Annotated in this window: 20 protein-coding genes, 4 tRNA genes and 1 pseudogene; 17 read left to right on the top strand and 8 right to left on the bottom strand. The window is 42.1% G+C overall.

Annotation, left to right across the window (positions count from 1 at the left end; all coding sequences use genetic code 11):
* Positions 1-5 precede the first annotated feature (5 nt).
* Positions 6-1,112 (top strand): HPP family protein, encoded by a 1,107-nt coding sequence (locus B1201_RS06450; RefSeq protein WP_078192783.1) that lies wholly within the window; start codon positions 6-8, stop codon positions 1,110-1,112.
* A 118-nt stretch (positions 1,113-1,230) separates the two neighbouring features.
* Here the strand turns inward: B1201_RS06450 and B1201_RS06445 are convergent, their stop codons facing one another.
* The gene (locus B1201_RS06445; RefSeq protein ID WP_078189754.1) at positions 1,231-1,488 is read right to left on the bottom strand and encodes a PspC domain-containing protein; all 258 of its coding nucleotides are present in this window, start codon (positions 1,486-1,488) and stop codon (positions 1,231-1,233) included.
* Positions 1,489-1,788: 300 nt separating this feature from the next.
* Between B1201_RS06445 and B1201_RS06440 the strand changes: the two genes are divergently transcribed.
* The gene (locus B1201_RS06440) at positions 1,789-2,442 is read left to right on the top strand and encodes a hypothetical protein (protein ID WP_228144756.1); all 654 of its coding nucleotides are present in this window, start codon (positions 1,789-1,791) and stop codon (positions 2,440-2,442) included.
* Between the two features lie 123 nt (positions 2,443-2,565).
* Here the strand turns inward: B1201_RS06440 and B1201_RS06435 are convergent.
* The 6 genes from B1201_RS06435 to B1201_RS06410 all read right to left on the bottom strand — a co-directional run bounded on the left by B1201_RS06435 (position 2,566) and on the right by B1201_RS06410 (position 8,797).
* Positions 2,566-2,641: transfer RNA gene (locus B1201_RS06435), tRNA-Lys, on the bottom strand.
* Between the two features lie 262 nt (positions 2,642-2,903).
* Positions 2,904-2,979: transfer RNA gene (locus tag B1201_RS06430), tRNA-Lys, on the bottom strand.
* A gap of 49 nt (positions 2,980-3,028) precedes the next feature.
* Positions 3,029-3,104, bottom strand: a tRNA-Lys gene (locus B1201_RS06425).
* A 21-nt stretch (positions 3,105-3,125) separates the two neighbouring features.
* Positions 3,126-3,201, bottom strand: a tRNA-Lys gene (locus tag B1201_RS06420).
* Between the two features lie 140 nt (positions 3,202-3,341).
* Positions 3,342-5,183, bottom strand: a complete 1,842-nt coding sequence (locus B1201_RS06415) for a long-chain-acyl-CoA synthetase (RefSeq protein ID WP_078192782.1) — start codon at positions 5,181-5,183, stop codon at positions 3,342-3,344.
* Between the two features lie 185 nt (positions 5,184-5,368).
* Entirely contained in the window at positions 5,369-8,797 is a 3,429-nt protein-coding gene (locus tag B1201_RS06410; RefSeq protein ID WP_078192781.1) for an Rne/Rng family ribonuclease, read from the bottom strand.
* Positions 8,798-9,191: 394 nt separating this feature from the next.
* On the opposite strand from B1201_RS06410, the pseudogene B1201_RS17295 reads away from it, so the two are divergent.
* From B1201_RS17295 to B1201_RS06375, 8 genes and pseudogenes are all read left to right on the top strand, one after another.
* Positions 9,192-9,500, top strand: a pseudogene (locus B1201_RS17295) (hypothetical protein).
* A 55-nt stretch (positions 9,501-9,555) separates the two neighbouring features.
* Positions 9,556-10,527, top strand: coding sequence for an RluA family pseudouridine synthase (locus B1201_RS06405; protein ID WP_078189751.1), 972 nt, complete (start codon positions 9,556-9,558; stop codon positions 10,525-10,527).
* Positions 10,528-10,678: 151 nt separating this feature from the next.
* On the top strand, positions 10,679-11,347 hold the full coding sequence (locus tag B1201_RS06400; RefSeq protein WP_078192780.1) for an HAD-IA family hydrolase: 669 nt from the start codon (positions 10,679-10,681) through the stop codon (positions 11,345-11,347).
* A 689-nt stretch (positions 11,348-12,036) separates the two neighbouring features.
* Positions 12,037-12,834 carry a 2-keto-4-pentenoate hydratase gene (gene mhpD, locus B1201_RS06395; RefSeq protein ID WP_078189749.1) on the top strand — a complete coding sequence of 266 codons (798 nt, stop codon included), beginning with the start codon at positions 12,037-12,039 and terminating at the stop codon, positions 12,832-12,834.
* 36 nt (positions 12,835-12,870) lie between these two features.
* Positions 12,871-13,767: an acetaldehyde dehydrogenase (acetylating) gene (locus B1201_RS06390; RefSeq protein ID WP_078192779.1), complete on the top strand. Its 897-nt coding sequence runs from the start codon at positions 12,871-12,873 to the stop codon at positions 13,765-13,767.
* An 11-nt stretch (positions 13,768-13,778) separates the two neighbouring features.
* Positions 13,779-14,798: a 4-hydroxy-2-oxovalerate aldolase gene (gene dmpG / locus B1201_RS06385; protein WP_078192778.1), complete on the top strand. Its 1,020-nt coding sequence runs from the start codon at positions 13,779-13,781 to the stop codon at positions 14,796-14,798.
* Between the two features lie 547 nt (positions 14,799-15,345).
* Positions 15,346-16,614, top strand: a complete 1,269-nt coding sequence (locus tag B1201_RS06380) for an OprD family outer membrane porin (RefSeq protein WP_078192777.1) — start codon at positions 15,346-15,348, stop codon at positions 16,612-16,614.
* 294 nt (positions 16,615-16,908) lie between these two features.
* Entirely contained in the window at positions 16,909-17,766 is an 858-nt protein-coding gene (locus tag B1201_RS06375; protein WP_078192776.1) for an alpha/beta fold hydrolase, read from the top strand.
* 406 nt (positions 17,767-18,172) lie between these two features.
* On the opposite strand, the gene hcaR is transcribed toward B1201_RS06375, so the two are convergent.
* Positions 18,173-19,078 carry a DNA-binding transcriptional regulator HcaR gene (gene hcaR / locus B1201_RS06370; protein WP_078192775.1) on the bottom strand — a complete coding sequence of 302 codons (906 nt, stop codon included), beginning with the start codon at positions 19,076-19,078 and terminating at the stop codon, positions 18,173-18,175.
* Between the two features lie 278 nt (positions 19,079-19,356).
* Here hcaR and hcaE point away from each other — a divergent pair, with 278 nt between their 5' ends.
* The 7 genes from hcaE (at position 19,357) to B1201_RS06335 (ending at position 25,999) form a co-directional block, all read left to right on the top strand.
* Positions 19,357-20,724 carry a 3-phenylpropionate/cinnamic acid dioxygenase subunit alpha gene (gene hcaE, locus B1201_RS06365; protein WP_078192774.1) on the top strand — a complete coding sequence of 456 codons (1,368 nt, stop codon included), beginning with the start codon at positions 19,357-19,359 and terminating at the stop codon, positions 20,722-20,724.
* Entirely contained in the window at positions 20,721-21,239 is a 519-nt protein-coding gene (gene hcaF / locus B1201_RS06360; protein WP_078192773.1) for a 3-phenylpropionate/cinnamic acid dioxygenase subunit beta, read from the top strand. Before hcaE ends, hcaF begins: the two co-directional genes overlap by 4 nt.
* Entirely contained in the window at positions 21,239-21,565 is a 327-nt protein-coding gene (hcaC, locus tag B1201_RS06355) for a 3-phenylpropionate/cinnamic acid dioxygenase ferredoxin subunit (protein ID WP_067763933.1), read from the top strand. The genes hcaF and hcaC overlap by 1 nt, the downstream gene beginning before the upstream one ends.
* Positions 21,566-21,567: 2 nt before the next feature.
* Positions 21,568-22,386, top strand: coding sequence for a 3-phenylpropionate-dihydrodiol/cinnamic acid-dihydrodiol dehydrogenase (gene hcaB / locus B1201_RS06350; protein WP_078192772.1), 819 nt, complete (start codon positions 21,568-21,570; stop codon positions 22,384-22,386).
* 65 nt (positions 22,387-22,451) lie between these two features.
* The gene (locus B1201_RS06345) at positions 22,452-23,414 is read left to right on the top strand and encodes a 3-carboxyethylcatechol 2,3-dioxygenase (RefSeq protein ID WP_078192771.1); all 963 of its coding nucleotides are present in this window, start codon (positions 22,452-22,454) and stop codon (positions 23,412-23,414) included.
* Positions 23,415-23,425: 11 nt separating this feature from the next.
* A complete protein-coding gene (hcaD, locus tag B1201_RS06340) occupies positions 23,426-24,661 on the top strand; it encodes a 3-phenylpropionate/cinnamic acid dioxygenase ferredoxin--NAD(+) reductase subunit (protein WP_078192770.1) in 1,236 nt (411 codons plus the stop codon).
* A 435-nt stretch (positions 24,662-25,096) separates the two neighbouring features.
* Positions 25,097-25,999 (top strand): DMT family transporter, encoded by a 903-nt coding sequence (locus tag B1201_RS06335; RefSeq protein WP_078192769.1) that lies wholly within the window; start codon positions 25,097-25,099, stop codon positions 25,997-25,999.
* Positions 26,000-26,124: the final 125 nt, after the last annotated feature.

Genomic DNA, 26,124 nt, shown 5'->3' with positions numbered 1-26,124 from the left:
ATCTCGTGTTTCACGCAAAATCAGCTTGGCTCAATACGCTTAAACCCAACTTTAAAGTTCTGCCTTTAAAAGACCGCATCCTGTGTGGGGTAGGTGCTTTGCTGGGCCTGAGTATTTCTTCGCTGATCAGTTGGCTGGCGCTAGATGACTTAAATGCGTGGTATATCGCCCCGATGGGCGCATCGTCCGTACTGCTCTTTGCTGTACCTGCCAGCCCATTGGCACAGCCGTGGAATATGGTAGTCGGTAATAGTCTTGCGGCCTTGATTGGCGTGACGTGTGCGATGTTTATTCCTAATTTAACCGAAGCATTTAGTATCGCGGTTGCATTAGCGATTATCTTAATGATGACCACAGACTCATTGCATCCACCAAGTGGAGCCGTGGCGATTACAGCGGTATTGGGCGGAGAGGCAGTCCATGATTTAGGCTATGCCTTTCTTTTTTATCCAGTCCTTTTAAATTCGGTCCTCTTGATGGTGGTTGCTATCATTTATAACCGATTACTAGGCAAGCAGTATCCACAAAAAGCACAAGTCAATACTCGGACGACAGATCCAACACCGACACAAAAAGTGTCGATTCAGCCAGCGGATATTCAGCAAGTCTTAGAACAGCAAAGTCAGTTGCTTGATATTAGTGAATATGACTTACAAAAAATTATTTTAGAAGCACAGCAATTAGCCAGTCGTCGTGGCCTAAGCCAGTTTCATTGTCGTGACATCATGAGTCAGCAAGTGATTACCCTGCGTGCAGAAGATGATATTCAGTCAGCATTGGAAAAGTTTAAACAAGTCAATTTGATGAGTTTGCCTGTGGTGAGTGATTTGGATCGCTTGGTGGGAAATTTGGCTTTATATGATGTAGTGGAATGGTTTAAACGTGCCGCAGACCCCAAAGCCAGTTGGGAAAATCACGTTTATCAAATTATGAATCCCAAAGTGGTGACCGTGCAGCCGGATCAGCCGATTGAAGACTTGGTGCCATATTTTGTGGAAAGATCTTTTAATTATATTCCAGTTGTTGAGCAAAAACGGTTGGTGGGAATGATTAGCCGTGCCGATATGATTGCCGCCTTATATCAACAGTTAAATCAGCAAACAAAATCTTAAGCTTTAAACTTTGATTTAAATTCATCAGACTTAAATATGGCTTTGCCAATATATAGGCAAAAAAAAGCTACGGAATCTTGGGGGAGAAACCGTAGCGACCAAACTGGGTCAAAGGATTTTAACGTCTGTCATCATTCACAGTACGAATAGGGTCTGAATAGCCATTGGTACGGAAAAAGTTATCTTGTGCTTTAGGCATGACTAACCATAAAACCAAGTACACCAAAATACCGGGAAAGGCTGCGCTTAAGCATGATACAAAGATAAAAATAATACGCAGTAAATTTGCATTCCAACCAAAACGTTCAGCAATACCCCCCATCACACCAGCAATCATGTTAGAGCGGTTTGAGCGATATAAACCAACATTGGCCATTCAGGTCTCCTTCAAAAAAGAATAAATTTGAATATTTCCAAATTCATATTATAGAAATGGTGACAAGCTTTGCGATTTAAAGGGTGCAGAAAAAAAATTAAGTAAAGTTATGTAATTTGAAGAATTGGTTTGATTAGTTTGCCTTTAAAATAGCTTGATTATTAATTAAATATCAACGATAACAATGAGATATGATTAACATATATCGCAAATATATGTATACAGCGTTGATTTTTTGATTACAATATTAAGTCAGCAAGAACTGAAAAAACCAATGAATGATTGGTCTTGGCACATTATATGAAAACATCGGCTTCACCTTTTTTGATGAAATTTGCATATCTTTCAGTGTTTGCAGGAGTGTTCAGCCTCTCTTTTATTGGTTGTAGTCCAACGCCTCAACCCGCAGCGGATAAGGGTGAAAGTTCAGCATCAACTGTCGCATCGGAAGTTCAAGCGAAGCAAGATCATGGAAAAAAATTAACCCAAGTGGCAGGGCAGGCGACATTGCCGAATGACGATGACATAAAGTCAGCTCCTGTTCCTGAGCATGCCAAAATTTTTATTGGACGTTTTCATGCCAAAGTAAAATGCGATGACAGTTTTATTCCATGCCCAGAAGGCGATGCGGAGTTCATTCTTAACTTATTGCCAGATGGCACGGTACACCGCAGTATTATTCAAATTGGTAAAGTGTTTGCTGAAAAAACCAATACGCCAGGCATTAATGTGAAATACCGTAAGGATACGTGGAGTGTCAATGAAGCACATACCGAGCTGGTGGTTCATCGAAAAGAAGGCGTGAATTTTTATTATCACGTGATTAATGAAAATAAAATCACCATGGATTTAGACAAAATTCGTCAAGGTGAAGTTGATCGAAATCAGGAATTATTTTCCAAGGGTTATCCTCAGCCGCAACATGCCTATACCTTGGTGAAAGACCCAAATTAAATACTGCGAATGAAGTAAATAAAATTATAAATTGCGTTTGAGCGTCGGCGTGAAATTCGCAAATCTTGGCTAATCGAATGCAACTAGCTTATAAAAAATTGAATTATTAATACGACATAGAATTGGTGGGTTGTGTGGGGTTCGAACCCACGACCAATAGATTAAGAGTCTACTGCTCTACCAACTGAGCTAACAACCCTGGGAAAATTTTAAAAGAGCATTTTAAAATTTTAGCAAGATAAACGAAGCGCGTAGTTTTGAATACTAGGGAATATTTGTTATCTAAAATTTTTCAGGTCAAATACTTCATCTAGCAAGACAAGAATGATACTTCGCAACATCGCTATAGCAAAATTTCGAGAATGGCGAATCAAAACCAGTAATGGTGATGGTTTGTCTTGGTCGGAACCTGCAGGTTTCTTTTTCTTCAACTGCCGGAAGAAAGAAGCCCTAAGAAAGAATGGTGGGTCGTCCGCGACTCGAACGCGGGACCAATAGATTAAAAGTCTACTGCTCTACCAACTGAGCTAACGACCCTTAGGGGGTATGCACAAGATTGTAATCTAAAACTGGCATTTTAGAAAGATGGTGGGTCGTCCGCGACTCGAACGCGGGACCAATAGATTAAAAGTCTACTGCTCTACCAACTGAGCTAACGACCCATCTTGTGGTATCGAAGGAAATGGTGGGTCGTCCGCGACTCGAACGCGGGACCAATAGATTAAAAGTCTACTGCTCTACCAACTGAGCTAACGACCCATTTCGCTTGATGGTGCGTATTGTAGCAAGATCTGCTTCAAGCGCAAGTAAAAAATCATAAACTTGCTTGTGTTTGATTATAAATACAACAAAGTAGCTCATTTTAGCGGATATCTGTCGCTAAAATGAGCGCTATTTGCTTAAAAACGGTATTTATATGCCTGAATATTGGCATAAATTTCAGGAGTTAAATCACAGTAAGCAGTTGCATTTGGCAGCAATACCAATAAACGTTCATCAGTTTGCTTAGGATCAAAAGCTTGTTCTTTCAGCTTGTTTTTTTGGTATTTAAATGTGCCTGTGGTTTCGACTTTTTTCTGTACACGTAAAAATACCGGTACAGCATACGCTGGTAAGCATTTTTTAAATTGTAGAACCATTTCACTACAATCTTGTTCGTTGAGTTCGGCACCATCGGTGAGCGTGATGGCAGCCATACCTGCACGGCCATTGGTATCTGGAATTTCTACGCCATAAACCACAGCTTCAGCAATTTTATCGTACTCACTCACCATATTTTCAACTTCAGTGGTTGAAACGTTTTCACCTTTCCAGCGGAAAGTATCGCCTAGACGGTCGACAAATTGTGCATGTCGGAAGCCAATGTCTCGAACCAAGTCACCAGTGTTGAAGTATGAATCACCATGCTTGAATACATCTTTCATAATGACGGATTTGTTTTTTTCTGTGTCGGTATAGCCATCGAAAGGTGAGCGACGGGTAATTTTACCGATGAGTAAGCCGACTTCGCCTTTTTTCACTTTAATGCAGCGACCTTTAGCATCATGTACAGCTTCATTTTTTTCTTTATCAAACTGAATAATCGCATAAGGCGTTGGTGAAAAACCAACGGTATTGTCGAAGTTAAACACATTACTAAAGCCGACGTTGCCTTCACTTGACGCATAGAGTTCAAGGACTTCTTCGACTCCAAAGCGTTCTTTAAACTTATCCCAAATGTTTGGTCGCATGCCGTTACCAATCATTTTTTTCACACGATGGCCTTTTTCAAGGTCTGAATGTGGGGCATCCATCAAATAGCGGCAAAGTTCGCCCACATAGCCAATGGCTGATGCATCAAATTTTTGTACATCTTTCCAAAATGAAGAGGTCGAGAACTTGCGGCGCAGGGCAAGGGTGGCGCTACCTGCAATCACCCCACACCAACAAACCACAGTACCTGTAGCATGATAGAGCGGCAAGGTTACATACATCACATCATCTTTATTCAGATTAAGGACGTGACCATAAGTTCCATAAGCCAAAGTCCAACGGCTGTTGGTGAAAATCACCGCTTTAGGTAAGCCTGTTGTCCCAGAGGTGTAGATATAAAATAGACCGTCTTTGCCTTTTACACTTGCAGTGGTGGGTGTGTTGAACTTTGGAAATTCATCAATCGCTTCTGCAAGGTTTAAGAAGCCTTTAGGTGCTTGACCAGCATCTACACGAGTGGCTTGATCTGCGAACCAATGTAAACGATCTGCAGCTACACTGAGATCACCACGAATCTCTTCTACGGCTTGACGGCATTCTTCGCCCACAATTACCGCAATTGGGTTTACTAAGTTGATGCTGTGTGTCAGGACTTTGCCGACTTGTGAGGTGTTTACTAAGGCACTGGTGACGCCAATTTTGGCTAAAGCCACGATGGTTGCAACGAGTTCAGATCGGTTTTCGATCATCACCGCAATCACATCACCTTTTTTTGCACCGAGTGCAAGGTAATAGTGACCAATTTGATTGGCCCATTCATTGAGTTCGTTATAGGTATATTTTTGCTCTTCAAAATAAAGCGCATAACCTTTAGGATTACGCTTTACGGCTTTTTCAAATGCAATTCCCAAGCCTGCGGAAGTATTTGGGGTACGTAAATAGGCTTGCTTTAGACCACTCAACAGGTTGGGTACTTTGCTAATGAACGCGGGAATTTTTGCTGCAACATCAGCAATCCCAATAAGGTCGTGTTGTGTAGTTTGGCTCATGTGAATCCTATTTATTTTTCGTAATCCGATACGGTCTATTTCTTTGCAATGAAATTTGCAGCAAATTCTACAATTGTCTTTTAATCGTTTCGATCTAGTGCAATCAACCTAATTTGACAAAAGTATCAAAAAAAAACCAGTCACCGAAATGACTGGATTTTTTTATTCACCTGCAAAATAGCAAATTACTGCTCAGTTGCGGTGTTTGCTTTTTTCGGTGGACGACCGCGAGGACGACGAGGGCGTGCAGGTTTTTCACCTTCAGCGGCCGAGTTTTCGTCTACAGGAACCTCAACTTTCTTTTCCGTTTCAACGGCTTGAGCTTTTTCTTCTACTGGTTTAGTAGGAGCTTCAGACACTTCTTCCGTCTTTTCAGGCTGCGCACTCACATCCAGTTCAGCTTGAACGGGTGTCGGTACTTCAGCTTGAACGTGTTCAGGTGCTTCAGTTTGACCTGCAACGTCGGATACATTGGCTTCAACTGTAGCAGCTTTAGCTTCTGCAACTACAGGCGCCTCAATAGTAGTGTCTGCGACAGGCGTAGCTTCCACCTCAGCATGTGCTTTTGCTTGGTCTTGTTTCGCTTGTTCAGCGGCAAGTTTAGCAAGGCGACGACGCTCACGTGGGTCATTAGCAACACGTTTATCTGACACAGGCTTTGGTGGTGTCAAATCCAACATTGGCGCTGGTTCAGCTTCAGGTGCAGCTTTTGCAATTTGAACATCACGAGTGACAGGCTTTTTCTCTACAGCTGTTTCAGCTGCAGGTGCAGTCAAAGTTGCGGCATATTCTTCCGTGAATTTTTGCAATGCACGGTTGAATGTTGGAATTAAGCCAAATTGCTCAATCAGTACTGAGCAGTCTTCGCCGTATACATGCTTAATCAAGCTGCTTATAGTGTATTGACCTAGTGTCGGCACTTGAGATGGCGAAATTTTCGGAGCCTGTGCTTGTTGAGCACGAGCTTCACGCTGTTCACGGCGGCGCTGACGAGGGTCATTGCTTGCACGAGACGGTTTTTGCTGCGCATGCTGTGGTTTATGCGCTGCTTCTTTTGTTTCAGTCGCAGGTTTTTCCACTTTTTCTGCTTCAACGACAGCGGCTTTTTGGACTACTGGGGTTTCTACAGGTTTTTCAACTGCTGGGGCAGTATTTAGCGCTACGATTTCGCTTTGAGCTTGATCAACATTTACTACAAGTGCTGTTGGTATCACGTCTTGACGTGGTGCATCAACAACTTCAACTTTAGGTTGACGTTGATTGCGGTTTTCAGATTGTTGCTCAGTTGCAACTTCCTGAGCAATCACTTGCTCGTTCAATACGCTTTGATCGCGGTGGCGATTTGGGCGATTTGGACGTTGTTGGTTGTTACGGTCACGACGTGGAACAGACTGCGGTTGTTCATTGTTTTGAACATCGTGCTGTACTTGTTCATTGTTATGTTGACGGCGTGAGTTACGACGGTTTTCACGTTGGTCTTGACGGTTGTCTTGGCGCGGTTCTTGACGTTCAGAACGTTGCTCTTGGCGTTCGTTTTGACGTGCTTCGTTATTGCGCTGCTCTTGACGATCTTGACGTGAAGGTTGTAACACTTCTTCATGAACTTGATGCGGTTGAGCTTCTTGTTCACGTGGTTCTTTATGCTTAGTACGCTTTTTGTTGTGACGTTTTTCTTCACGGTCAGCTTTTTCTGAATGGCTGTCACGTTCTTGTTTGTGCACAACAGAAGAAGGCGCAAGGTAAGCATTATTGTCTACGACAACAACAGGCGCTGCCGATGCAGGGGTAATTTGACCAAACTGGCCACGGCTTGCAGCACCGCTATTTACCATTTGTTCAATTGCAGCAGCGGCATTGTTTGCAGTACGCGACTGGTCAACGGTTGCAGCTTGTTTTTGCACAAATAAGTTTTCTAACCATGCACATGGACTAGATGATGCTGCAGGAGCGGCAACTTGTGCAGGTGCTTGTTGAGCAGCAACGGGTTGTTGCTTATTCTTTTTGTGGCCTTTTTCTTGTTGTTGTACAGGTGCTTGTTGCTGAGCAGCAGCGGCCTGTTCTTCACCTAAATGCCATTCAGATGCTTCGTAACCCAATTCTTTTTCGCTAGAACGTGTCGCTTCAGTGCGTTCATAGCTTGTAGGTGCAAAACCTTCAGGGTTATACGAAATTTCGTAATGTGGTGTTTCTAGGTGAGGGTGTGGAAGTACAGTCACACGAACATTTGAAGTTTGTTCAAGATATACAAGGCTGTGACGCTTTTCATTCAATAAGAATGCAGCAATTTCAACAGGCACTTCAACTTGAACTTCACCATGACGTTCGCGTAGCGCAATTTCTTCCACTTTACGCATAATTGAAAGTGATAAAGAACGTAGGTCACGTACCATACCTGTGCCATGACAGCGTGGGCACACATAACCAGTGGCTTCTTCAAGCGATGGACGTAAGCGTTGACGGCTCATTTCCATCAAACCAAAGCGTGACAGTTGACCGAATTGGATACGTGCACGGTCACTTTGTGTTGCTTCACGAAGTTTAGCTTCAACCATACGTTGGTTACGGTCTTTGGTCATGTCGATGAAGTCGATCACAACCAAACCACCGATATCACGTAAACGTAATTGGCGAGCGATTTCTTCAGCAGCTTCAAGGTTGGTATTGAGCGCTGTATCTTCTACGTCGCTACCACGTGTTGATTTTGCAGAGTTAATATCAATTGAAACCAATGCTTCAGTTTGGTCAATCACAATTGAACCACCAGAAGGAAGTTTTACTTCACGTTCATAGGCAGTTTGGATTTGACTTTCAATACCAAAATGAGCAAATAACGGTTCATTTAACGTATAGGTTTTTAATTTGTCGATTTGACGTGGCATCACCGCTTTAACAAAGTTATACGCTTCGTTATACGCTTGCTCAGAGTCAATTAAAATTTCAGCAACATCATCACGTAAATAGTCACGAATTGCACGTGTAACCACACCGGCTTCTTGGTGAACCAACATTGGTGATGGACCTGAACTTGATGTGCTTTGGATTTGTGCCCAAAGGTCCAGCAAGTGTTGAAGGTCAAGTTGGAGTTCTTCTTGAGAACGACCAATACCTGCAGTACGTACAATCACGCTCATGCCACGAGGGACATTTAAAGACGCCAACATTTCTTTCAATTCTTCACGAACTGAACCTGAAATTTGACGGCTAATACCGCCACCTTTCGGGTTGTTTGGCATTAAGACCAAATAGCGACCAGCAAGTGAGATAAATGTAGAAAGGGCAGCACCTTTATTACCACGTTCTTCTTTTTCCACTTGAACTAAAAGCTCAGTGCCTTCAGTGATCAATTCGCGGATGTTTGAAGTTTGGCGAGGATCAGCTTTGTAATAAGAGTTAGCAATTTCGCGCATCGACAAGAAGCCTTGACGACCTGCACCGTATTCAACAAATACAGCTTCTAAAGACGGCTCTACGCGAGTCACATGACCTTTATAGATATTCGATTTTTTTTGTTCACGGGTACGATTCTCTAAGTCAAAATCGTAAAGACGCTGACCAGTGACAAGTGCAACGCGAATTTCTTCGGCATGTGTTGCATTAATCAACATACGTTTCATGGGTGTAACACCTAATAGTGATACACAGAAGAACATCGCCTGACTCGTAGCGAGCATCAGATAGCATGGATCAAGTTGCACAGATCGAAAAACATCATCTGTGCATGTGTACCGACCTTCTTTGGGTGGGCAACGATTTTTGATTCACGTATTGATGATGGCAATACGGCTTCAATCTTTTAAACGATTAAAGTCACCTGAACGCGTTTCACTGGCGGACAAACGGTGCATTGGATGTGAGTAACTTTCACTGTCACATTGCTCGAAGAGCATCCATTCATATCTGATAGAGCGTCTTGATACGGAATTATCATCGTACCTTTACAAACTGTGCAGATCCAATGCATCAAACGTTGTGGCCTGAACACGATTTCCAGGGAGCGACTGGTCTGATGTGTATCAGTTTACGTTTAAAAACCAACCTTGGTTGGCACATATTTTTTTGGGGCAAACTGTTTTATGTACCTACGGCACAATTAAACGCAACAGTTTGCAGTTTTGCCGATATAATAAGCCTTCGGCGTCGGCATAATTCTTTTGGGACCTTTCCGAGCTAAATGAGTAATTGCTTGAAAGTTCAATGACAGTAAATACTGAAATGAATCAACTTTTACTCAGTTACGGTGGTTTCCGTGCGCTGACTATATCAAACCTTGCATCATCTGCCTATGGGCTAAGCTTATGTTTCTTGCGAAAAGTATAGCTTAAATGATCAATTTTTAATCAATTTTAGTATTTTTTTAGGTCACAGTAACTGTATGAATTCTACGCAAGAATGGCAAAGCGTCACCTGGTTTGAAGTGGACGAGCATCAGGCGGGTCAACGTATTGATAATTTCCTGTTTAGTCGTCTGAAAGGTGTGCCTAAAAGTCGCATTTATCGTCTGATTCGTGAAAGCCAAGTCCGCGTCAATAAAAAACGCGTCAAAGCGGAAACCAAACTCAATATTGGTGACCAAGTTCGAGTTGCTCCAATTCGTTATGAGCAAAAAGATGAGTCTGCGGTTCCCGTATCGGACAAAGTGGCACAAAGTTTACTGAGCCGTGTGGTGTACGAAGATGAAGGCTTAATGGTGGTAAACAAACCTTCTGGTATTGCTGTTCACGGCGGTAGTGGTGTGGCGTATGGCTTGATCGAAGGCTTACGTGCCGCAACAGGGAAGAAATACCTTGAGCTGATTCACCGAATTGACCGCGACACTTCTGGGTTGGTGATGATTTCGAAAAAACGTAGTGTGTTAAAAAGCCTGCAAGACATGTTACGTGAGCACAAAATCCAAAAAACTTATGCTGCTGTGGTGAAAGGCGTGGTGAGTTTGGATAAGCAGCTCATTGATCAGCCTTTGCATCGTTACGAACTGGCAAATGGCGAGCGTCGTGTTCGTGTATCACCTAAAGAAGGTAAAGAGTCGAAGACGCTGTGGAACGTGAAAGAACGTTTTATGCATGCCACATTGGTGTATGCGTCTCCACTTTCGGGCCGTACCCATCAGATCCGTGTACATGGTTTAAGTATTGGTCATCCATTGGTGGGCGATGAAAAATACGGTCATGAAACTGAATACCGTGGTCCAAAGCCACGTCGTTTATGTCTGCATGCTATGCGTTTAGAAATTCCGGGTTACCAAACCATTGAAGCGCCATTGCCAGAAGATATGCAAAGCCTTGTGGCGCAGCTACGCGCGCAAAAAGCCGACAAAGTGGTGAAGTCTTCAGAAGATGACGAGTAAGTTTTAAATACGAGACTTCTCTCCCTGAGCAGTACTGCTTCGCATGTTTTCTTTCGCCCTCTCCTTTAAGGAGAGGGCCGGGGTGAGGTAAATAAATTGATGCACTCCAGAATCTGAATTACCAAACACTGAATCAAATCTAGGAAAACGTATGAACTCAGCTGTAAAACTAGTCATTTTCGATTGGGATGGCACTTTATTTGATTCTGTGGGTCAAATTGTAGCGAGTTTGAAATTTGCAGCAGATCAATATTCACAGCCACTGACCGATGCTGATGCGAAAAGTATTATTGGTTTAGGTCTGCCGGAAGTCGCACAGCGGTTATTTCCGACGGTTCCTGAATTGCACAGCGACATTTTGCAAAGTTATGCCGATCACTATGTGGCCCATTCCAAAGGGGATATGTGGTTTGATGGTATCGCGGATATGTTGCAGGAATTACGTGATGCCGGTCTACAGTTGGCTGTTGCAACGGGGAAAAGCCGTAAAGGTCTAGACCGTGTTTTGGCTCAAACGCAAAGTCATGAGCTATTTTGTGCGACCCGAGCAGCCAGTGAAACCAAATCTAAGCCAGATCCATTAATGTTGGCAGAAATTTTGGCGGAAACAGGGCTGCGTCCTGATCAAGCCATTATGGTCGGTGACACATCTTATGATTTAGAAATGGCCCTCAATATTCAGATGCCACGTGTAGGCGTGAGCTATGGAGTGCATACTGTAGAAACACTCCAGTATTTTCAACCCTTACATATTGCACATAGCGTAGGTGATTTGACTGAATTTCTACTAGAACACGTGAAATTACGTCTAGCTGTATAGTTTTAGATACAAACGAGTAAAAAGGGTGAAATTTGTTTTCACCTTTTTTGTTACCAAATGAATAGTAACGCAAGCTCTACTTGATGAAATGAGTAAATTCAATTATTTAAAAAAGTAATAACACTAGATTTTTCTACAATAACAAGCAGTCTTCTAGCAAATTTACCTTAAAAAGTTGAGCGCAACTATTTGGCCTTTTACCACAAGCTGGAATAGATTTTTTGTTTGAATTTTTGGTTTTATCTTATTGTTGTTTATTGATTTATTTTTAAATTTCCAATTTATTAAACTAAATCATATGAAATTGAACACCTATGTGTAAAAGCTGGCCTGACGCTAAAATAATCTTTTAATCTTATCTTTTAGTCGTATAAGCCAAGTTTTTTAGTAGAGATTCAGATTTAAGGGCGAAAAAAATAGTGAATTTTATTTAATTATTTTAACTTAAGTTTTTGAATATTAATAACAAATAATGATTAATTTATAGCTAATAGCTATAGTCATAAATAAAATAAGTATTGGTATTCACTTTCTAAAATCTCGATGCTAAATGCATCTAAACATAACGTGTAGTATGTCAAGTGAAATGCTTTAGGCGAATCCTGACATGACTTTCATCACTTTGATTTTGATGGTGATCGGGATGAAACACGTTGTGCATCCAATTTTTGCAGTTTAAGGAAACATTGATGTCGAATTCTGCTGTTGTTGAATCAGTTGCGCAAGCATTACGCGATGCGGAAGTAAATCAGGCTGCGATTGCGCCGATCCGTCCACAACTTGGTGGTGAAAGTGCTGATGTAGATATTGCTTATGCCGTTCAAGAAGTGAATACCAAACGTGCGGTGGCAGAAGGTCGTCGCCTTGTAGGTCGTAAAATTGGCTTAACTTCAAAAGTTGTACAAGCGCAGTTAGGCGTTGATCAACCTGACTTCGGTATGTTGTTTGCTGACATGGCGTATGGCGATGGTGAAGAAATCCCTGCTGGTTTATTGATTCAGCCAAAAGTTGAAGCAGAAATTGCTTTGGTGATTAACCAAGATTTGACCAAAGAAAAACACACCTATGCAGACATTATTAGTGCAACAGAATATGCACTGCCTGCAATTGAAGTGGTCGATAGCCGTATCGAAAACTGGAAAATCTCGTTGATTGATACTGTGGCAGATAACGCATCTTCAGCAGGTTTTGTGCTGGGTTCTAAGCCTGTAAAACTTGCAGATCTTGACCTTGTAAATTGCAAAATGGTCATGACTCGTGGTGAAGAAGTGGTTTCACAAGGTGTGGGTAAAGCGTGTCTTTCTAACCCATTAAATGCAGCAGTGTGGTTGGCTGACGAAATGGTTCGTCGTGGTCGTCCATTGCTTGCAGGTGACATCGTATTGACCGGTGCCTTAGGCCCAATGGTTGTGGCAAATCCTGGTGATGAATTCAAAGTTGAAATTGAAGGCTTTGGTTCTGTGACTGCAGCATTTGCAGCGAAATAAGCTTGGGTTTTACGGAATTTTTAAGAGTACACATTCATGAAAAAGATTAAATGTGCATTGATCGGTCCAGGGAACATTGGTACTGACTTGCTTTACAAACTTCAACGCAGCGAATTTTTAGAACCAGTATGGATGGTTGGTATTGACCCAACGTCTGAAGGTTTGGCTCGCGCTGCTAAAATGGGTTTAAAAACCACTGCTGAAGGCGTAGATGGTTTACTTGCACACGTAATTGAAGACGACATTAAAATCGCATTTGATGCAACTTCTGCCTATGTTCATGCTGAAAACAGCCGCAAATTAAATGAACTTGGCGTGTTAATGATTGACTTAACACCTGCTGCAATCGGTCCATTCTGCGTACCACCAGTAAACTTAGAAGCGTTATTGGACGCAGGTGAAGTTCCGAACGTCAACATGGTGACATGTGGTGGTCAGGCAACGATTCCTATGGTTGCTGCGATTTCACGAGTTCAGCCTGTTGAATACGGCGAAATCATTGCAACAGTTTCAACAAAATCTGTGGGTCCAGGTACACGTAAAAACATTGATGAATTTACTCGCACGACTGCTGGCGCTATTGAAAAAGTGGGCGGTGCGAAACAAGGTAAAGCGATCATCATCATTAACCCTGCTGAGCCACCACTGATGATGCGTGATACTGTTCACTGTCTTGTTGAAGGTGAACCAGATCAAGCAGCAATCACTGAATCTGTACATGCGATGATTCTTGAAGTTCAAAAATATGTACCAGGTTACAAACTTGTAAATGGTCCTGTATTTGACGGTAACCGTGTTTCAATCTTCTTAGAAGTTGAAGGTTTAGGTGATTATCTTCCTAAATATGCAGGTAACCTCGACATTATGACTGCGGCAGCTGCACGTACTGCAGAAATGTTTGCAGAACGCGTATTAAACACTGCTGAAGCTTAAGGAGTAGCCACATGTCTAAGATTATTATTAATGATATGACTTTACGTGATGGTATGCATCCTATGCGCCATCAAACTACACCTGAACAAATGGTTGCCATTGCAACTTCTTTGGATGATGCAGGTGTACCTTTAATCGAAGTTACGCATGGTGACGGCTTAGGCGGTAACTCTGTGAACTATGGTTTTGCAGCAGCAACCGATGAAGAATACCTAAAAGCGGTGATTCCAAACCTGAAACAGGCGAAAGTATCTGCACTTTTACTTCCTGGTATTGGTACGGTTGACCATTTGAAAATGGCACATGATGTTGGTGTAGCAACCATTCGTGTTGCAACGCACTCAACTGAAGCTGACGTTTCTGAACAGCACATTACTGCTGCACGTAAACTTGGCATGGACACTGTGGGCTTCTTGATGATGGCGCACATGGCAACTCCTGAAAAACTTTTGGAAGAAGCCAGCAAAATGGTGTCATACGGTGCAAACTGTATTTATGTGACTGACTCTGCTGGTTATATGTTGCCTCAAGATGTGACTGACCGCGTGGGTATTTTACGTGCCAACCTGGCTTCAGAGATCGAAATCGGTTTCCACGGTCACCATAACTTAGGTATGGGTGTTGCGAACTCTGTTTCAGCGGTTCAAGCTGGTGCAACGCGTGTCGATTTAGCTTCTGCAGGTTTAGGTGCAGGTGCAGGTAATACTCCACTTGAATTGTTTGTTGCGGTTGCCAACCGTATGCAAATGGAGACAGGTGTGGACTTGTTTAAAGTTCAAGATGTTGCGGAAGATTTAATCATTCCAATGATGACACATCAGATCCGTGCTGACCGTGATGCAGCAACTTTAGGTTATGCCGGTGTTTACTCATCATTCTTGTTATTCGCGAAACGTGCTGAAGCGAAATATGGCGTTTCTGCGCGTGAAATTCTTCTTGAGCTTGGTCGTCGTGGTACGGTTGGTGGTCAAGAAGATATGATCGAAGACTTGGCATTGACCATGTCTAAAGCAAAAGAAGCCAATGCTTAATTTGCTTTAAATCAAAAAGCGCCCGAAATGGGCGCTTTTTTTATGTCTGAAGTGGCTGTTTTGGTTTGAGATGGGCTTGAGATTACGTTGAGATTGATTTGAGGCATGGAAAGCGGATTGAAATAAGAAAAGTTCTGCGAACCAATGGTCGATTTCGAGCAGTCATGGTGGTGAAATTTAACTTTAAGTTGTTGATGATTATATAAATTAAATATCATGTTATATCTAAATTTTATAACTAAAATAAGGATAAATCTCAGCAAAAAACTTTGATTAAACTTAAAAGCAATTAATACAGCGTATGTAATTGCGAAAAATAAAAAACTTTAAATTTTATGTTAATAAAACATGGGGTTAATTTAATCAGTTGTTCTAAATGATAAAAAAGAGTTATTGTTTTAATCTCTAAGGAAAATAACCAGAAATAACTTCCAAAGTTCAAGTCGTACAAAAGCCTGATAAACCTTAATACTGTAGTCGGATTTTTTTCCAAGGTATTGTTGAGCATGATGATGTCATAGCTTAATTTGATCACTGGGAATAAGCCATGCGTCGTCAAAATTTATGGATAGCAATTCTTGCTGCGACAGCAACATTAGGAACATCTGCAACTTATGCGGACTTTGTTGACGACAGCCAAGTACAATTGAAATTTAAAAACTTCTACTTAGACCGTCAAATTAAAGAAAATCCGGCGGGTAACTGGGGTTCATGGTCACAGGGTGTGACTTTGGATGCCAAGTCAGGGTATCAAGATATTGGTGCAGGTATTCAAGTGGGTGCTGACCTTTTGGTTCAACATGCATTTAAACTTAATGCACGTGATAAAAACCCAGACTGGATCTTGCCGCACGATGGTAAAGAATCAAAAGATAACTTTGGTAAAGTGGGCGTGACCCTTAAAGCCAAAGTATCTGAAACTGAGTTGAAAGTGGGTGAGTTATTACCAGTGTCTCCAGTGTTGGTTTTCGATCCATCACGTCAGTTAATGACGACTTATAGCGGTGCATGGTTAGAATCGAAAGAGATTAAAGATACTAAGTTAACTTTGGCATACATTGACGGGATCAATAACCGTTATGACAACCAATTCCGTGATTTATCAATGTTCGCTCCAGGTAAAAGATTACCAGATGGCACCATAGGTCATTATGATCTTGGGCCAACTTCTGATGGTATGTATATTGCGGGTATTGACCATCAATTTACACCTGAAATTGGTGGTAGCTATTGGTATGCCGATGTTCAAGACATTTACACACAGCAATATGTCGGCGCGAACTATAAAACTAAGTTAGGTGACAAAGCCAAACTGGATAGCCATATCCGTTATTTTGACAACTCAGATTCGGGTGACAAACTGTATGGCGAAATTGATAACCAAGCGTTATCGGTTGGTGCGAAAGTGAATTACGGTTCGCATACCTTTGGTTTGGGTTATCAACAAATGTTTGGTGATAATGCATTCCCAACACTGGGTGGATGGGTGCCGCAGCCGTACTTAGTCAACTGGGGTATAGCAACATTTACTGCAAAAAATGAAAAATCATGGGGCTTTACTTATGGCTATGATTTCTCAGAAATGGGTGTGAAAGGCTTAAATACAACTGCTGTGTATTTCACAGGTTCAGATGCAGAAATTGCTGGTCTTAAAGATCAGAAGTCAGATGAATTGAACTTAATTGTGAACTACACCGTGCCTGAAGGTAAGTTGAAGGGCTTAGGCTTCCAGGCAATGTATATCGATGCCGATTTCGATTACAAATCTGACTTGCAAGAGTACCGTGTCGCGACAACTTATACCTATAAGTTCTAATTTCTCAGGATAAAAAAGAGGGAAGTGGATTCATTGCTTCCCTTTTTATTTGCTGGGTTATTTAAAAAAGAAATACCTCAAAGATTTTATGGATATATTTTTGAGTTATATATTTAAAAAACAATAACTTAAATTATAGTCTATTTGTTGTTTATGATCGTAAATATGTATCAGTTAGCAGTGGCTGAACAGGTAATATGAGACTGTAAAAACCACAAAATCCAAAAGAGTCCCCCTTGTGTTTAAATCCGTTATGGATTGAAACATAAGCTCTACGCAATACGAGGAGCATGTATGAGCACTGTTCAGATTCCTGACTATACAACTGATTCATTCTTTGGTTTAGAAGATAAATGGATTGAAACTGCTGAAGGCGAATTAACGCATTACCACGAAGTGGGTGAAGGCACACCAATTCTATTTTTACACGGTTCAGGTACAGGTGTATCTGCTGCTGCAAACTGGTGGTTAAACCTTCCACAAATTGGTGAACAAGCACGTTGTATCGCTATCGATACGATTGGCTATGGTCAAACTGTTGTTGCACCGAATACTGCTTATGGTATCCGTGCTTGGGTTGATCACGCTGTACGTACGTTAGATGCCCTAGGTATTGAAAAAACTTGGTTAGTGGGTAACTCACTCGGTGGCTGGTTAGCATTCCAAATGGCTTTGGACTATCCAGAACGTGTATTGGGTATCGTTTCTATGGGTACAGGCGGTGCTAAACAAACTGCAGCACTTAAAGCACATGCAAACCCTGTATTAACCGAAGAAGGCATCAAGAAAACCTTGTCTATGTTTGTTGTAAACAAAGACTTGATTACTGATGAATTAGTAAAAGTACGTTTTGCATCTGCTGCAAATGACTATGCATCTAACCGTTTGATGGATGTTGTTGGCGCACGTGACCGTGACCGTTTCGAATTCCCATTAGATTTTGAAAAAATGAAAGACATTACTGTGCCAGTATTGTTGATTCACGGTGTACAAGACGTGGTGATTCCTGTATCTCGTACGTGGGATATTTTGAATACCGTTCCTCATGCTGATGCGCATATTTTCAGCCAATGTGGCCACTGGTCTCAAGTTGAAAAAGCAGAAGAATTCAACACCGTGATTAAAGATTATTTAAAAGCGCGTGGTGTGTAATTTCTTGTCACTGACATGAAATTCAAAAAAAGGATGGTTTTGCCATCCTTTTTTTTATATAAATCTTTTGACAGAAATACTTTAAATGAGTATTATTCGCATTAACAGGTCGACAGTGTACGGTCTAAATCAGTAAAAAGGCATAAAATAAGCTCATCTAAATGGTTGGGGAAGGGGAATTATTTATTAGACTTAAGTTGTAAATCGGCTATTCTTAGCAATTTTTATCAATATCTAAACTAAAATTTATAAGTTATTTTCCATCAAGTCGATATGCATGATAGATAAAATGCGTCGATTAAAACATTTAAAGGATTAAAAAAGCGACTTTTTAGCCATAAAAAAAGCACCATTATTTATTTCAAAAATAATGGTGCTATATCTATAAATTATGACTTGGCGAAAATTAACGCTGTTCGCGATTGATATCGAGATAAAAAACTTTGGTTAGCAGTTCAAGGAATTTATCTACAGCCACAGAACTCGCCGTTTTTCGGTAACTTACGTACAGGTCTAGATACGGTAATTCGACATCTAAAGGACGAATGACAGTATTGTTCATGGTCAATGGCGCGATGTATCCCGGTAGGATCGTGCAGCCTAAACCCATGCCGATGGAGTTAATGTTAAACAGGATATTGTCGGCTTTTTGCACGATATTAAATTGAACGCCATGGTTAGAAGCAAAGTCTAAAATGGCTTCATGCAATGTGCCTGATTGTTCGCGTGCAGGAATGATAAAATCAATACCATTCAATGCTTTAACTGGAATACGTTCGTACTTCGCTAAAGGGTGATCTTTGGGTAAAATAAAGATCAATGGTTCACGTAGTACAAACTGACTTTCAATTTCGTCGCTATGAAAGTTATTGCGAGTAAAAGTGATATCTAGTTCACCTTTTTGCAGCAATTTCATCTGATCGCGATTATTTAAACTAAGTAATTCAATTTTGAGTTCTGGGTTTTGAACACGCAGATTTGGCAAGACGTATGGGAAGATTTTCATCTCTGCGACAGGCACAAAACCAATGCGCAGCATCTGTTGTTTGGCTTGTGAAACCTGACGTGCCATCGCTACGGCCTTGTCTGCTTGAGCTAGTGTCAAACGTGCTTGTTCTAGAAATACGGCACCTTCTTCTGTGAGCTCAACTTTGCGTTTAGTCCGGTGCAACAATTTTACGCCGACATCTTCTTCAAGATCTTTAATTTGTTGGCTTAAAGAAGGTTGAGCAGTATAAAGTTTTAACGCAGCTTTACTGAAATTGAGTTCTTCAGCAACAGTAATGAAGTAGCGTAAGTGTCGTAATTCCATATAATCAACCCGTGGAGTAATCCAAAAAATGTCTTACTTAGAAGTTCGTTCAGTATAATCTATAAACAACTATTGCGTGAGGATTATTTTGCCATTCACGAAATAAATGGTGTTCTCGGTAATTTAAAAAAAATACTATAAAAAAAATCTACCGTAATAATCCATAAAATCTCTTAATTAAAACAAAATAAATATTTCCCGAATATCGCTCTAAAATCCATCATCGTTGAAAAGTTGAGTCTATTACTTTGTGCCTTATGGTCACAGGAGAGCTTTTCATGAGTGGAAAAATTGATGTGCGCGAAATCGATGCTTTAGTCGATGCACAAAATGGACGTATCACGCCATCTATCTATACAGATCCAGACATCTACGAACTTGAATTAGAACGTGTGTTCGGTCGTACATGGTTATTCCTATGCCATGAGAGCCAAATTCCTAAAGCCGGCGATTTCTTCAATACCTATATGGGTGAAGATCCAATCATCGTGGCACGTCAAAAAGATGGCTCAATCAAAGCATTCTTAAACCAATGTCGTCACCGCTCTATGCGTGTGAGCTTCGCGGACTGTGGTAATACACGTGCGTTCACTTGCCCATACCACGGCTGGTCATACGGTATTGACGGTTCTCTAAAAGATATCCCGCTTGAAGATCGTGCTTACCCACATGGTGCATGTAAAGAGCAATGGGGTCTGGTAGAAGTTAACCGCGTTAAATCATACAAAGGCTTAGTATTCGGCTGCTGGGATGAAACAACTCCAGATCTAGAAGAATACATGGGCGATATCGCTTGGTACCTGGACGGCGTTGTAGACCGTCGTGAAGGTGGTACTGTGATCGTTGGTGGTGTACACAAATGGGAAATCGACTGTAACTGGAAATTTGCAGCTGAACAGTTCGCTTCTGACCAATACCACGCGTTGTTCTCTCATGCATCTGCGATTCAGGTGCTTGGTGCTAAACCAGATGATGAATCTTCTAAGAAATTAGGTGCTGCACAAACTGCCCGTCCAGTTTGGGAAACTGCCAAAGACGCGATCCAATACGGTTCACGTGGTCACGGTTCAGGCTTCTTCTTCACTGAGAAACCAGACGCAAACGTATGGGTGGATGGTGAAGTAGCAAACTACTTCCGTGAAACGTATGAAGAAGTGAAAGAACGCCTAGGTGAAACTCGTGCACTGCGTCTTGCTGGTCACAACACCATGTTCCCAACACTATCTTGGTTGAACGGTACTGCAACGCTTCGTGTATGGCACCCACGTGGTCCAAACAAGACTGAAGTATGGGCATTCTGTATCTGTGATGCGGACGCGCCAGAAGATGTACAAGCAGCATTTGAACGTTCTGCAACACGTGCCTTCGGTCCTGCTGGTTTCCTAGAGCAAGATGACTCTGAAAACTGGATCGAAATCCAAAAAGTATTACGTGGTTATAAAGCACGTCAAAACAAACTCATTATGGAAATGGGTAAAGGCAACGAGAAAGTACGTGAAGATGGTATCCCGGGTATCACTAACTATATTTTCTCTGAGACTGCAGCACGTGGTATGTACCGCCGTTGGGCAGATTTATTGATTCATGAAAAATGGGAAGACGTTGAAGCTGCGGCTGACGAATATGAGAAGGAGCTTATGAAATGAGTCAAATCAGTTTAGAACTTCATCACCAAATTAGTCAGTTCCTCTATCGTGAAGCAAAATTGCTTGACGACTGGAAATTCCGCGAATGGTTAGACGTATTGGCAGAAGATATTTCTTATACCTTGCGTACTACACCGAACGCTCAAACTCGTGACCGTCGCCGTTCGATCGAGCCACCTACAACTTGGGTATTTAACGATACCAAAGATTTGTTGGAACGCCGTGTTGCCCGTCTTGAGACAGGTATGGCATGGGCCGAAGAACCTCCTTCACGTACAACACACATGGTTTCAAATGTGATTGTTGAAGCGACTGAAGTTGAAGGCGAATACGACGTTTACGTAACGTACTTGTTGTACCGTACCCAGAAAGAGAAAGATGTAACAATCTACTGTGGTAAGCGTCATGACAAGATCCGCAAAGTCGACACTGAGCAAGGTTTCGAAATCTTCAACCGTAAGATTACCCTTGATCAGGTGACTTACAACTCACATAACCTGAGCGTGTTCTTCTAATGAATAAGATTTTTGTTTGCCAAGTTGACGAATTAGACGAAGGCGAAGCATTGAAAGTAGATTGCGGCGTTAACGGTATCGATGCGCTTGCAGTATTCAACAACAATGGCGAATTTTTCGCGATGAACGACCGTTGTTCACATGGTAATGCTTCAATGTCTGAAGGTTACCTTGAAGATGATGGCACTGTTGAATGTCCACTTCATTCGGCTCGATTCTGTTTGAAAACTGGTCAAGCATTATGCTTACCAGCAACAGATCCTATCAAGACATTCCCTGTGATTGTTGAAGATGGTGCTTTATACGTAGAGATGGCAGGAGAGTAATCATGGGTTGGCTACAAGGCGAAGTTGCACTTATTACCGGTGGTGGTTCAGGCTTAGGCTGGGCATTGGTTGAACGTTTCTTAGAAGAAGGTGCACAAGTTGCTGTTCTTCAACGTTCTCAATCGAAAGTTGATGCATTGAAAGAACATTTTGGTGACCGCGTGCTTGCGATCGCAGGAGATGTAGCCAGCTATGAGGATAATGTTCGTGCAGTTCAAGCAACTGTAGAACATTATGGCAAACTTGACTGTTTCGTCGGAAACGCAGGTATCTGGGATCATTACGCAGATATCGTCAATACATCGGGTGAACAGCTGGAGAAAGCTTTTGATGAGATTATGGGTATTAACACCAAATCTCTCATCTTAGGTGCCAAAGCTGCACTTGATGCATTGATAGCTTCGGAAGGTTCTATCATATTTACTTTGTCTAACTCAGCACTGTATTCGGCAGGCGGAGGCCCTGTATACACAGCGTCTAAGCATGCTGGCGTTGGGATCATGAAAGAATTAGCCTACGAGCTTGCGCCTAAAGTACGAGTGAACGCTGTTGCTCCGTCGGGTATGAATGTCAACATCAAAGGCGCTGCTTCTTTAGGCCAAGAAAACCTCGGTCTACTCGATGCACGTGATCCTGAGAAGATTGCACGCGGCATGCCGCTCAATTTCTTACCCGAACCTGAAGATATGACTGGTTCATACGTGTTATTGGCTTCTCGTCAAAACAACCGCCCATTAACTGGTGTTTTAATTAATGCTGAATGTGGTCTGGGTATCCGTGGTTTACGTCAACCACGTGCTGGCTTCTTTGACGAGATTTAATTCGCCAAATACGTAAAGGACTTACTCGGCAGCCGTCTTGGCTGCCTTCCGTTTAGGAGTCACCCATGGCCGTTAAACTTATTTGTGCATCGCACAGTCCCCTAATGGAATTCGCTTCTCCGCAAGAGAAATACAAAGAGGAAAAAGTTCGCGAAACTTTTGCCAAACTTGCTAAAGAAGTTGAAGACTATAATCCAACATTGATCATTACTTTTGGTCCAGACCATTTCAATGGTTTCTTCTATGACCTCATGCCATCTTTCTGCGTCGGTATTCGTGCCAAAGCAGCAGGTGATTGGGATTATGGTAAAGACAATGACCACATCAATGTGCCTGAAGAAACAGCAATCAGTCTGGTTCGTCGCGTATTGGATGAAGGTGTCGATGTTGCATACTCTTATCGTATGCAGGCAGACCATGGTGTGACTCAACCATTACATTTCCTTTGTGGTGGTAAGCTTGATCGTTATCCAACGATTCCAATTTTTATCAATGGTGCGGCTGCACCGATGCCGACAACTAAGCGTACAGTCGCTTTGGGTCGTGCTGTGGGTCAGTTTATTCAATCATTGAACTTAGAGAATGAACGTGTACTTGTTTTGGGTACAGGTGGTCTTTCACATGATCCACCAACACCGCAAATGGGTTCAGTTCCACCAGAAGTGGAAGAGTTCCTGATTGCAGGTCGTAACCCAACTGAAGAGGCACGTAATATACGTCAAGGCAAAATCATTGCTGTCGGTCAAAAACTCGCAGCGGGTGATACTTCTGTCGCAGTGCCTTTAAACCCAGAATGGGATCGTGCATTGCTTGATACTTTCGCCAAAGCTGACTTTGTTGCCATTGAAGCGATGACTGAAGCTGAAATTCGTGTTGAAGGCGGTCGTGGTGGTCAAGAAGTTCGTTCTTGGATGGCTGCCTTTGCTGCATTACATGAAGTGGGCGAATATGACATGACTACACATTGCTACGAAGATATTAGTGAGTGGATTGCGGGCTTCGGCATCGTATCTGCAGAATTGAAATAAGGAACAAACCCATGAGCCAAAATGGTATCGAAACCATCGTTATTGTTGGAGCTGGTCAAGCTGGTGCTAGCGCCATTTTAGAACTCCGTGCGAACAAGTATGAAGGCAAAATCATTTTGGTGGGTGATGAAACACATCTTCCTTATGAACGTCCGCCTTTGTCTAAAGACGTAATTCTAAAACCTGAAGAGACCAAAATCGAAATTCTGTCAGAAGAAAAATTGGCAGAACTCGGTGTTGAACATATTCGTGGCAATGGCGTTGTGAAAATCCATAGCGATGCGAAAACAGTTGAACTGAAAAATGGCGAAATTGTTGCATTTGACAAGTTGCTTCTAGCAACCGGTGGTGCAGCACGCCGTTTACCGAATTTCGATGCTTTGGGTAAACACGTTTATACCTTACGTAACCTTGAAGATTCACAAGCATTGGTGCCTGTATTACAAGCGGGTCGCCGTATTGTATTGATCGGCGGTGGTGTGATTGGTCTTGAGCTTGCTTCTTCAGCACGTTCTAAAGACTGTATCGTGACCGTGATTGAAATGGGTCCAATGGTGATGGGGCGTTCATCTCCACGCGTATTGAGCGAATTCTTATTGGCTCAACAACGTCTTGCAGGTGTAGATGTTCGTCTTTCGACTTCTATTTCTGACTGTAAGCTTGATGGCGAAGAAGTGGTGATCACGATTGAAGGCGGTGAAGAACTTCGTGCCGATGCAGTTATCTATGGTATTGGCATTGTGCCAAATGCTCAACTTGCGGTTGATGCAGGTTTAGACGTTGATTTTGCCATTAAAGTGAATGATAACTGCCAAACTTCGCATCCAGATATTTATGCAGCGGGTGACGTTGCGACTCAGCTTCGTGACTGTGGTAACCACCGTCGTGTCGAAACTTGGGAAAATGCCAATCTTCAAGCAGGTATCTTTGCTCGTCATGTAATGGGTGTTGAACATCCAACCCCAAATCCAGCGTGGTTCTGGACAGATCAATTGAATATCAACTATCAATTTGTGGGTGATATGGCTGCAAGCGAATGGATTGCACGTGGCGAAGTAAATCCTGAATTAGCTGCAGAATCATCATTTGTTTTGTTTGGTGTTACTGACGGTGTAATCGTGGGTGGTATCACTGTGAATGCTGCGAAAGAGATGCGTCATTTGAAAAAATTGATTAGCAAGAATGCGGCGTTTGAAGCGGATAAATATTTAGATTTAAGCCAAGATTTACGTAAACTTGTAAAGTAAGCTGAATGTCTAAGAGGAGCAGACTTACGGTAACGTAGGTCTGTTTTTTTATGTCTTTAGTTTTAGCGTCGCACTTATAAAGCTATTTTGTAGTCCATGTATATAGTTTTAGCTTATGTAGATCTATTCAACGGTTTTAATCCTCCCCAGCCCACCTTTTTCAAAGGAGGGAGTAGTCTTTGTGAAGAATGGATTTCGTTTGGATGATTCCCCCTCTTTTTTTAAAGAGGGGTTTGGGGAGATTATTGATCGTTTGAAGAGAAGTCCTTATACCCCAAACGATCGGGTGGCATTCATACCGCCTCCAATTTAGTTGATAAAGGGGAGAGCAATAATTGGTCTTAAACTTTATTAGTTACTGGTCTTACGAGTAGTTCCAGATCTGAATAGTGGGTTTCAGGTTAAGTCGTTAGAACAATCAAATTTGAGAATGAAATGAAATCTTCACTGCCGCTGACGGCAAGTATATATGCTCTTTTGGTACTGATTTGGGCGACGACGCCGCTCGCGATTGTGTGGAGTGTACAGGAAATACATCCGATGTGGGTGTTGATTATCCGTTACTTCGGCGCATCTATTATTGCGCTGTTTTTGTTGAAATTGATGCGTGATCCTTTGCCGTTTGATGAAACCTCATTAAAAAGTTATGTGGCAGGGAGTTTGAATTTGATTGGCGCACAGTTATTTATTTATCTGGCAGCCAATTATCTCACCTCAGGTTTAATGGCACTGATTTTTGGTTTTTCACCCTTAATTGCCGGTTTGATTGGGCATGTAATTTTAAAAACACATAAATTGGTCGCTTTGCAGTGGTTGGGCATGGCGGTTGCAGTGGGTGGTCTAACTTTTGTCTTTGCAGATTCTGCTGATAGCAAAGTCAATCCAATTGGCGTTGTACTGATGCTAATCAGTATGGTGTCATATATCAGTTCGATTTTTTGGGTGAAACAGATTAACGCACCGTTAAAGCCGATGTCACAGGCAACCGGTTCCCTGATTGTTTCTGCTTTAGGATCGATGCTCATTATTCCTTTTATCTGGCAGCATTTTCCAACCGAATTGCCAAGCGGCCGTGCAATGATTGGATTTGTCTTTACCATGATCATGTCATCCATTGTGGCAATGCTGTGTTACTTCTGGCTGATCAAACGTTTGGCCGCATCAACGGTGTCACTCAGTAATGTGATGACACCTGTCATAGCATTGGTTTTGGGAGCGACGTTGAACAGTGAACATATTAGCTCCAATGCCTTTGTTGGAATCGTGGTCGTGATGTTTGGTATTGTGATGTACTTTTGGAAAGAGTGGCGCGAGCAATATTTTAATAAAGTACGTTGAACCTCGTACATCTAGAGAATTATAAGGAAGCTGCGGCTTCCTTTTTTTGTTCTATACCTTTGCGCTAAAGAGCGTGTTTCACATGGAACATGATGGCATTGTCGAAACAATCGACAGTTGGTGTA

Source organism: Acinetobacter sp. ANC 5600 (assembly GCF_002018395.1).
Classification (GTDB): Bacteria; Pseudomonadota; Gammaproteobacteria; order Pseudomonadales; family Moraxellaceae; genus Acinetobacter; species Acinetobacter amyesii.
This window is presented reverse-complemented; position numbering and strand designations above follow the sequence as displayed.

Excerpts from the sequence above, each read along its gene's own strand:
- B1201_RS06445 (WP_078189754.1), bottom strand. The coding sequence starts at position 1,488 with ATGGCCAATGTTGGTTTATATCGCTCAAACCGCTCTAACATGATTGCT.
- B1201_RS06440 (WP_228144756.1), top strand. The coding sequence starts at position 1,789 with ATGAAAACATCGGCTTCACCTTTTTTGATGAAATTTGCATATCTTTCA.
- B1201_RS06415 (WP_078192782.1), bottom strand. The coding sequence starts at position 5,183 with ATGAGCCAAACTACACAACACGACCTTATTGGGATTGCTGATGTTGCA.
- B1201_RS06410 (WP_078192781.1), bottom strand. The coding sequence starts at position 8,797 with ATGAAACGTATGTTGATTAATGCAACACATGCCGAAGAAATTCGCGTT.
- B1201_RS06405 (WP_078189751.1), top strand. The coding sequence starts at position 9,556 with ATGAATTCTACGCAAGAATGGCAAAGCGTCACCTGGTTTGAAGTGGAC.
- B1201_RS06400 (WP_078192780.1), top strand. The coding sequence starts at position 10,679 with ATGAACTCAGCTGTAAAACTAGTCATTTTCGATTGGGATGGCACTTTA.
- mhpD (WP_078189749.1), top strand. The coding sequence starts at position 12,037 with ATGTCGAATTCTGCTGTTGTTGAATCAGTTGCGCAAGCATTACGCGAT.
- B1201_RS06390 (WP_078192779.1), top strand. The coding sequence starts at position 12,871 with ATGAAAAAGATTAAATGTGCATTGATCGGTCCAGGGAACATTGGTACT.
- dmpG (WP_078192778.1), top strand. The coding sequence starts at position 13,779 with ATGTCTAAGATTATTATTAATGATATGACTTTACGTGATGGTATGCAT.
- B1201_RS06380 (WP_078192777.1), top strand. The coding sequence starts at position 15,346 with ATGCGTCGTCAAAATTTATGGATAGCAATTCTTGCTGCGACAGCAACA.
- B1201_RS06375 (WP_078192776.1), top strand. The coding sequence starts at position 16,909 with ATGAGCACTGTTCAGATTCCTGACTATACAACTGATTCATTCTTTGGT.
- hcaR (WP_078192775.1), bottom strand. The coding sequence starts at position 19,078 with ATGGAATTACGACACTTACGCTACTTCATTACTGTTGCTGAAGAACTC.
- hcaE (WP_078192774.1), top strand. The coding sequence starts at position 19,357 with ATGAGTGGAAAAATTGATGTGCGCGAAATCGATGCTTTAGTCGATGCA.
- hcaF (WP_078192773.1), top strand. The coding sequence starts at position 20,721 with ATGAGTCAAATCAGTTTAGAACTTCATCACCAAATTAGTCAGTTCCTC.
- hcaC (WP_067763933.1), top strand. The coding sequence starts at position 21,239 with ATGAATAAGATTTTTGTTTGCCAAGTTGACGAATTAGACGAAGGCGAA.
- hcaB (WP_078192772.1), top strand. The coding sequence starts at position 21,568 with ATGGGTTGGCTACAAGGCGAAGTTGCACTTATTACCGGTGGTGGTTCA.
- B1201_RS06345 (WP_078192771.1), top strand. The coding sequence starts at position 22,452 with ATGGCCGTTAAACTTATTTGTGCATCGCACAGTCCCCTAATGGAATTC.
- hcaD (WP_078192770.1), top strand. The coding sequence starts at position 23,426 with ATGAGCCAAAATGGTATCGAAACCATCGTTATTGTTGGAGCTGGTCAA.
- B1201_RS06335 (WP_078192769.1), top strand. The coding sequence starts at position 25,097 with ATGAAATCTTCACTGCCGCTGACGGCAAGTATATATGCTCTTTTGGTA.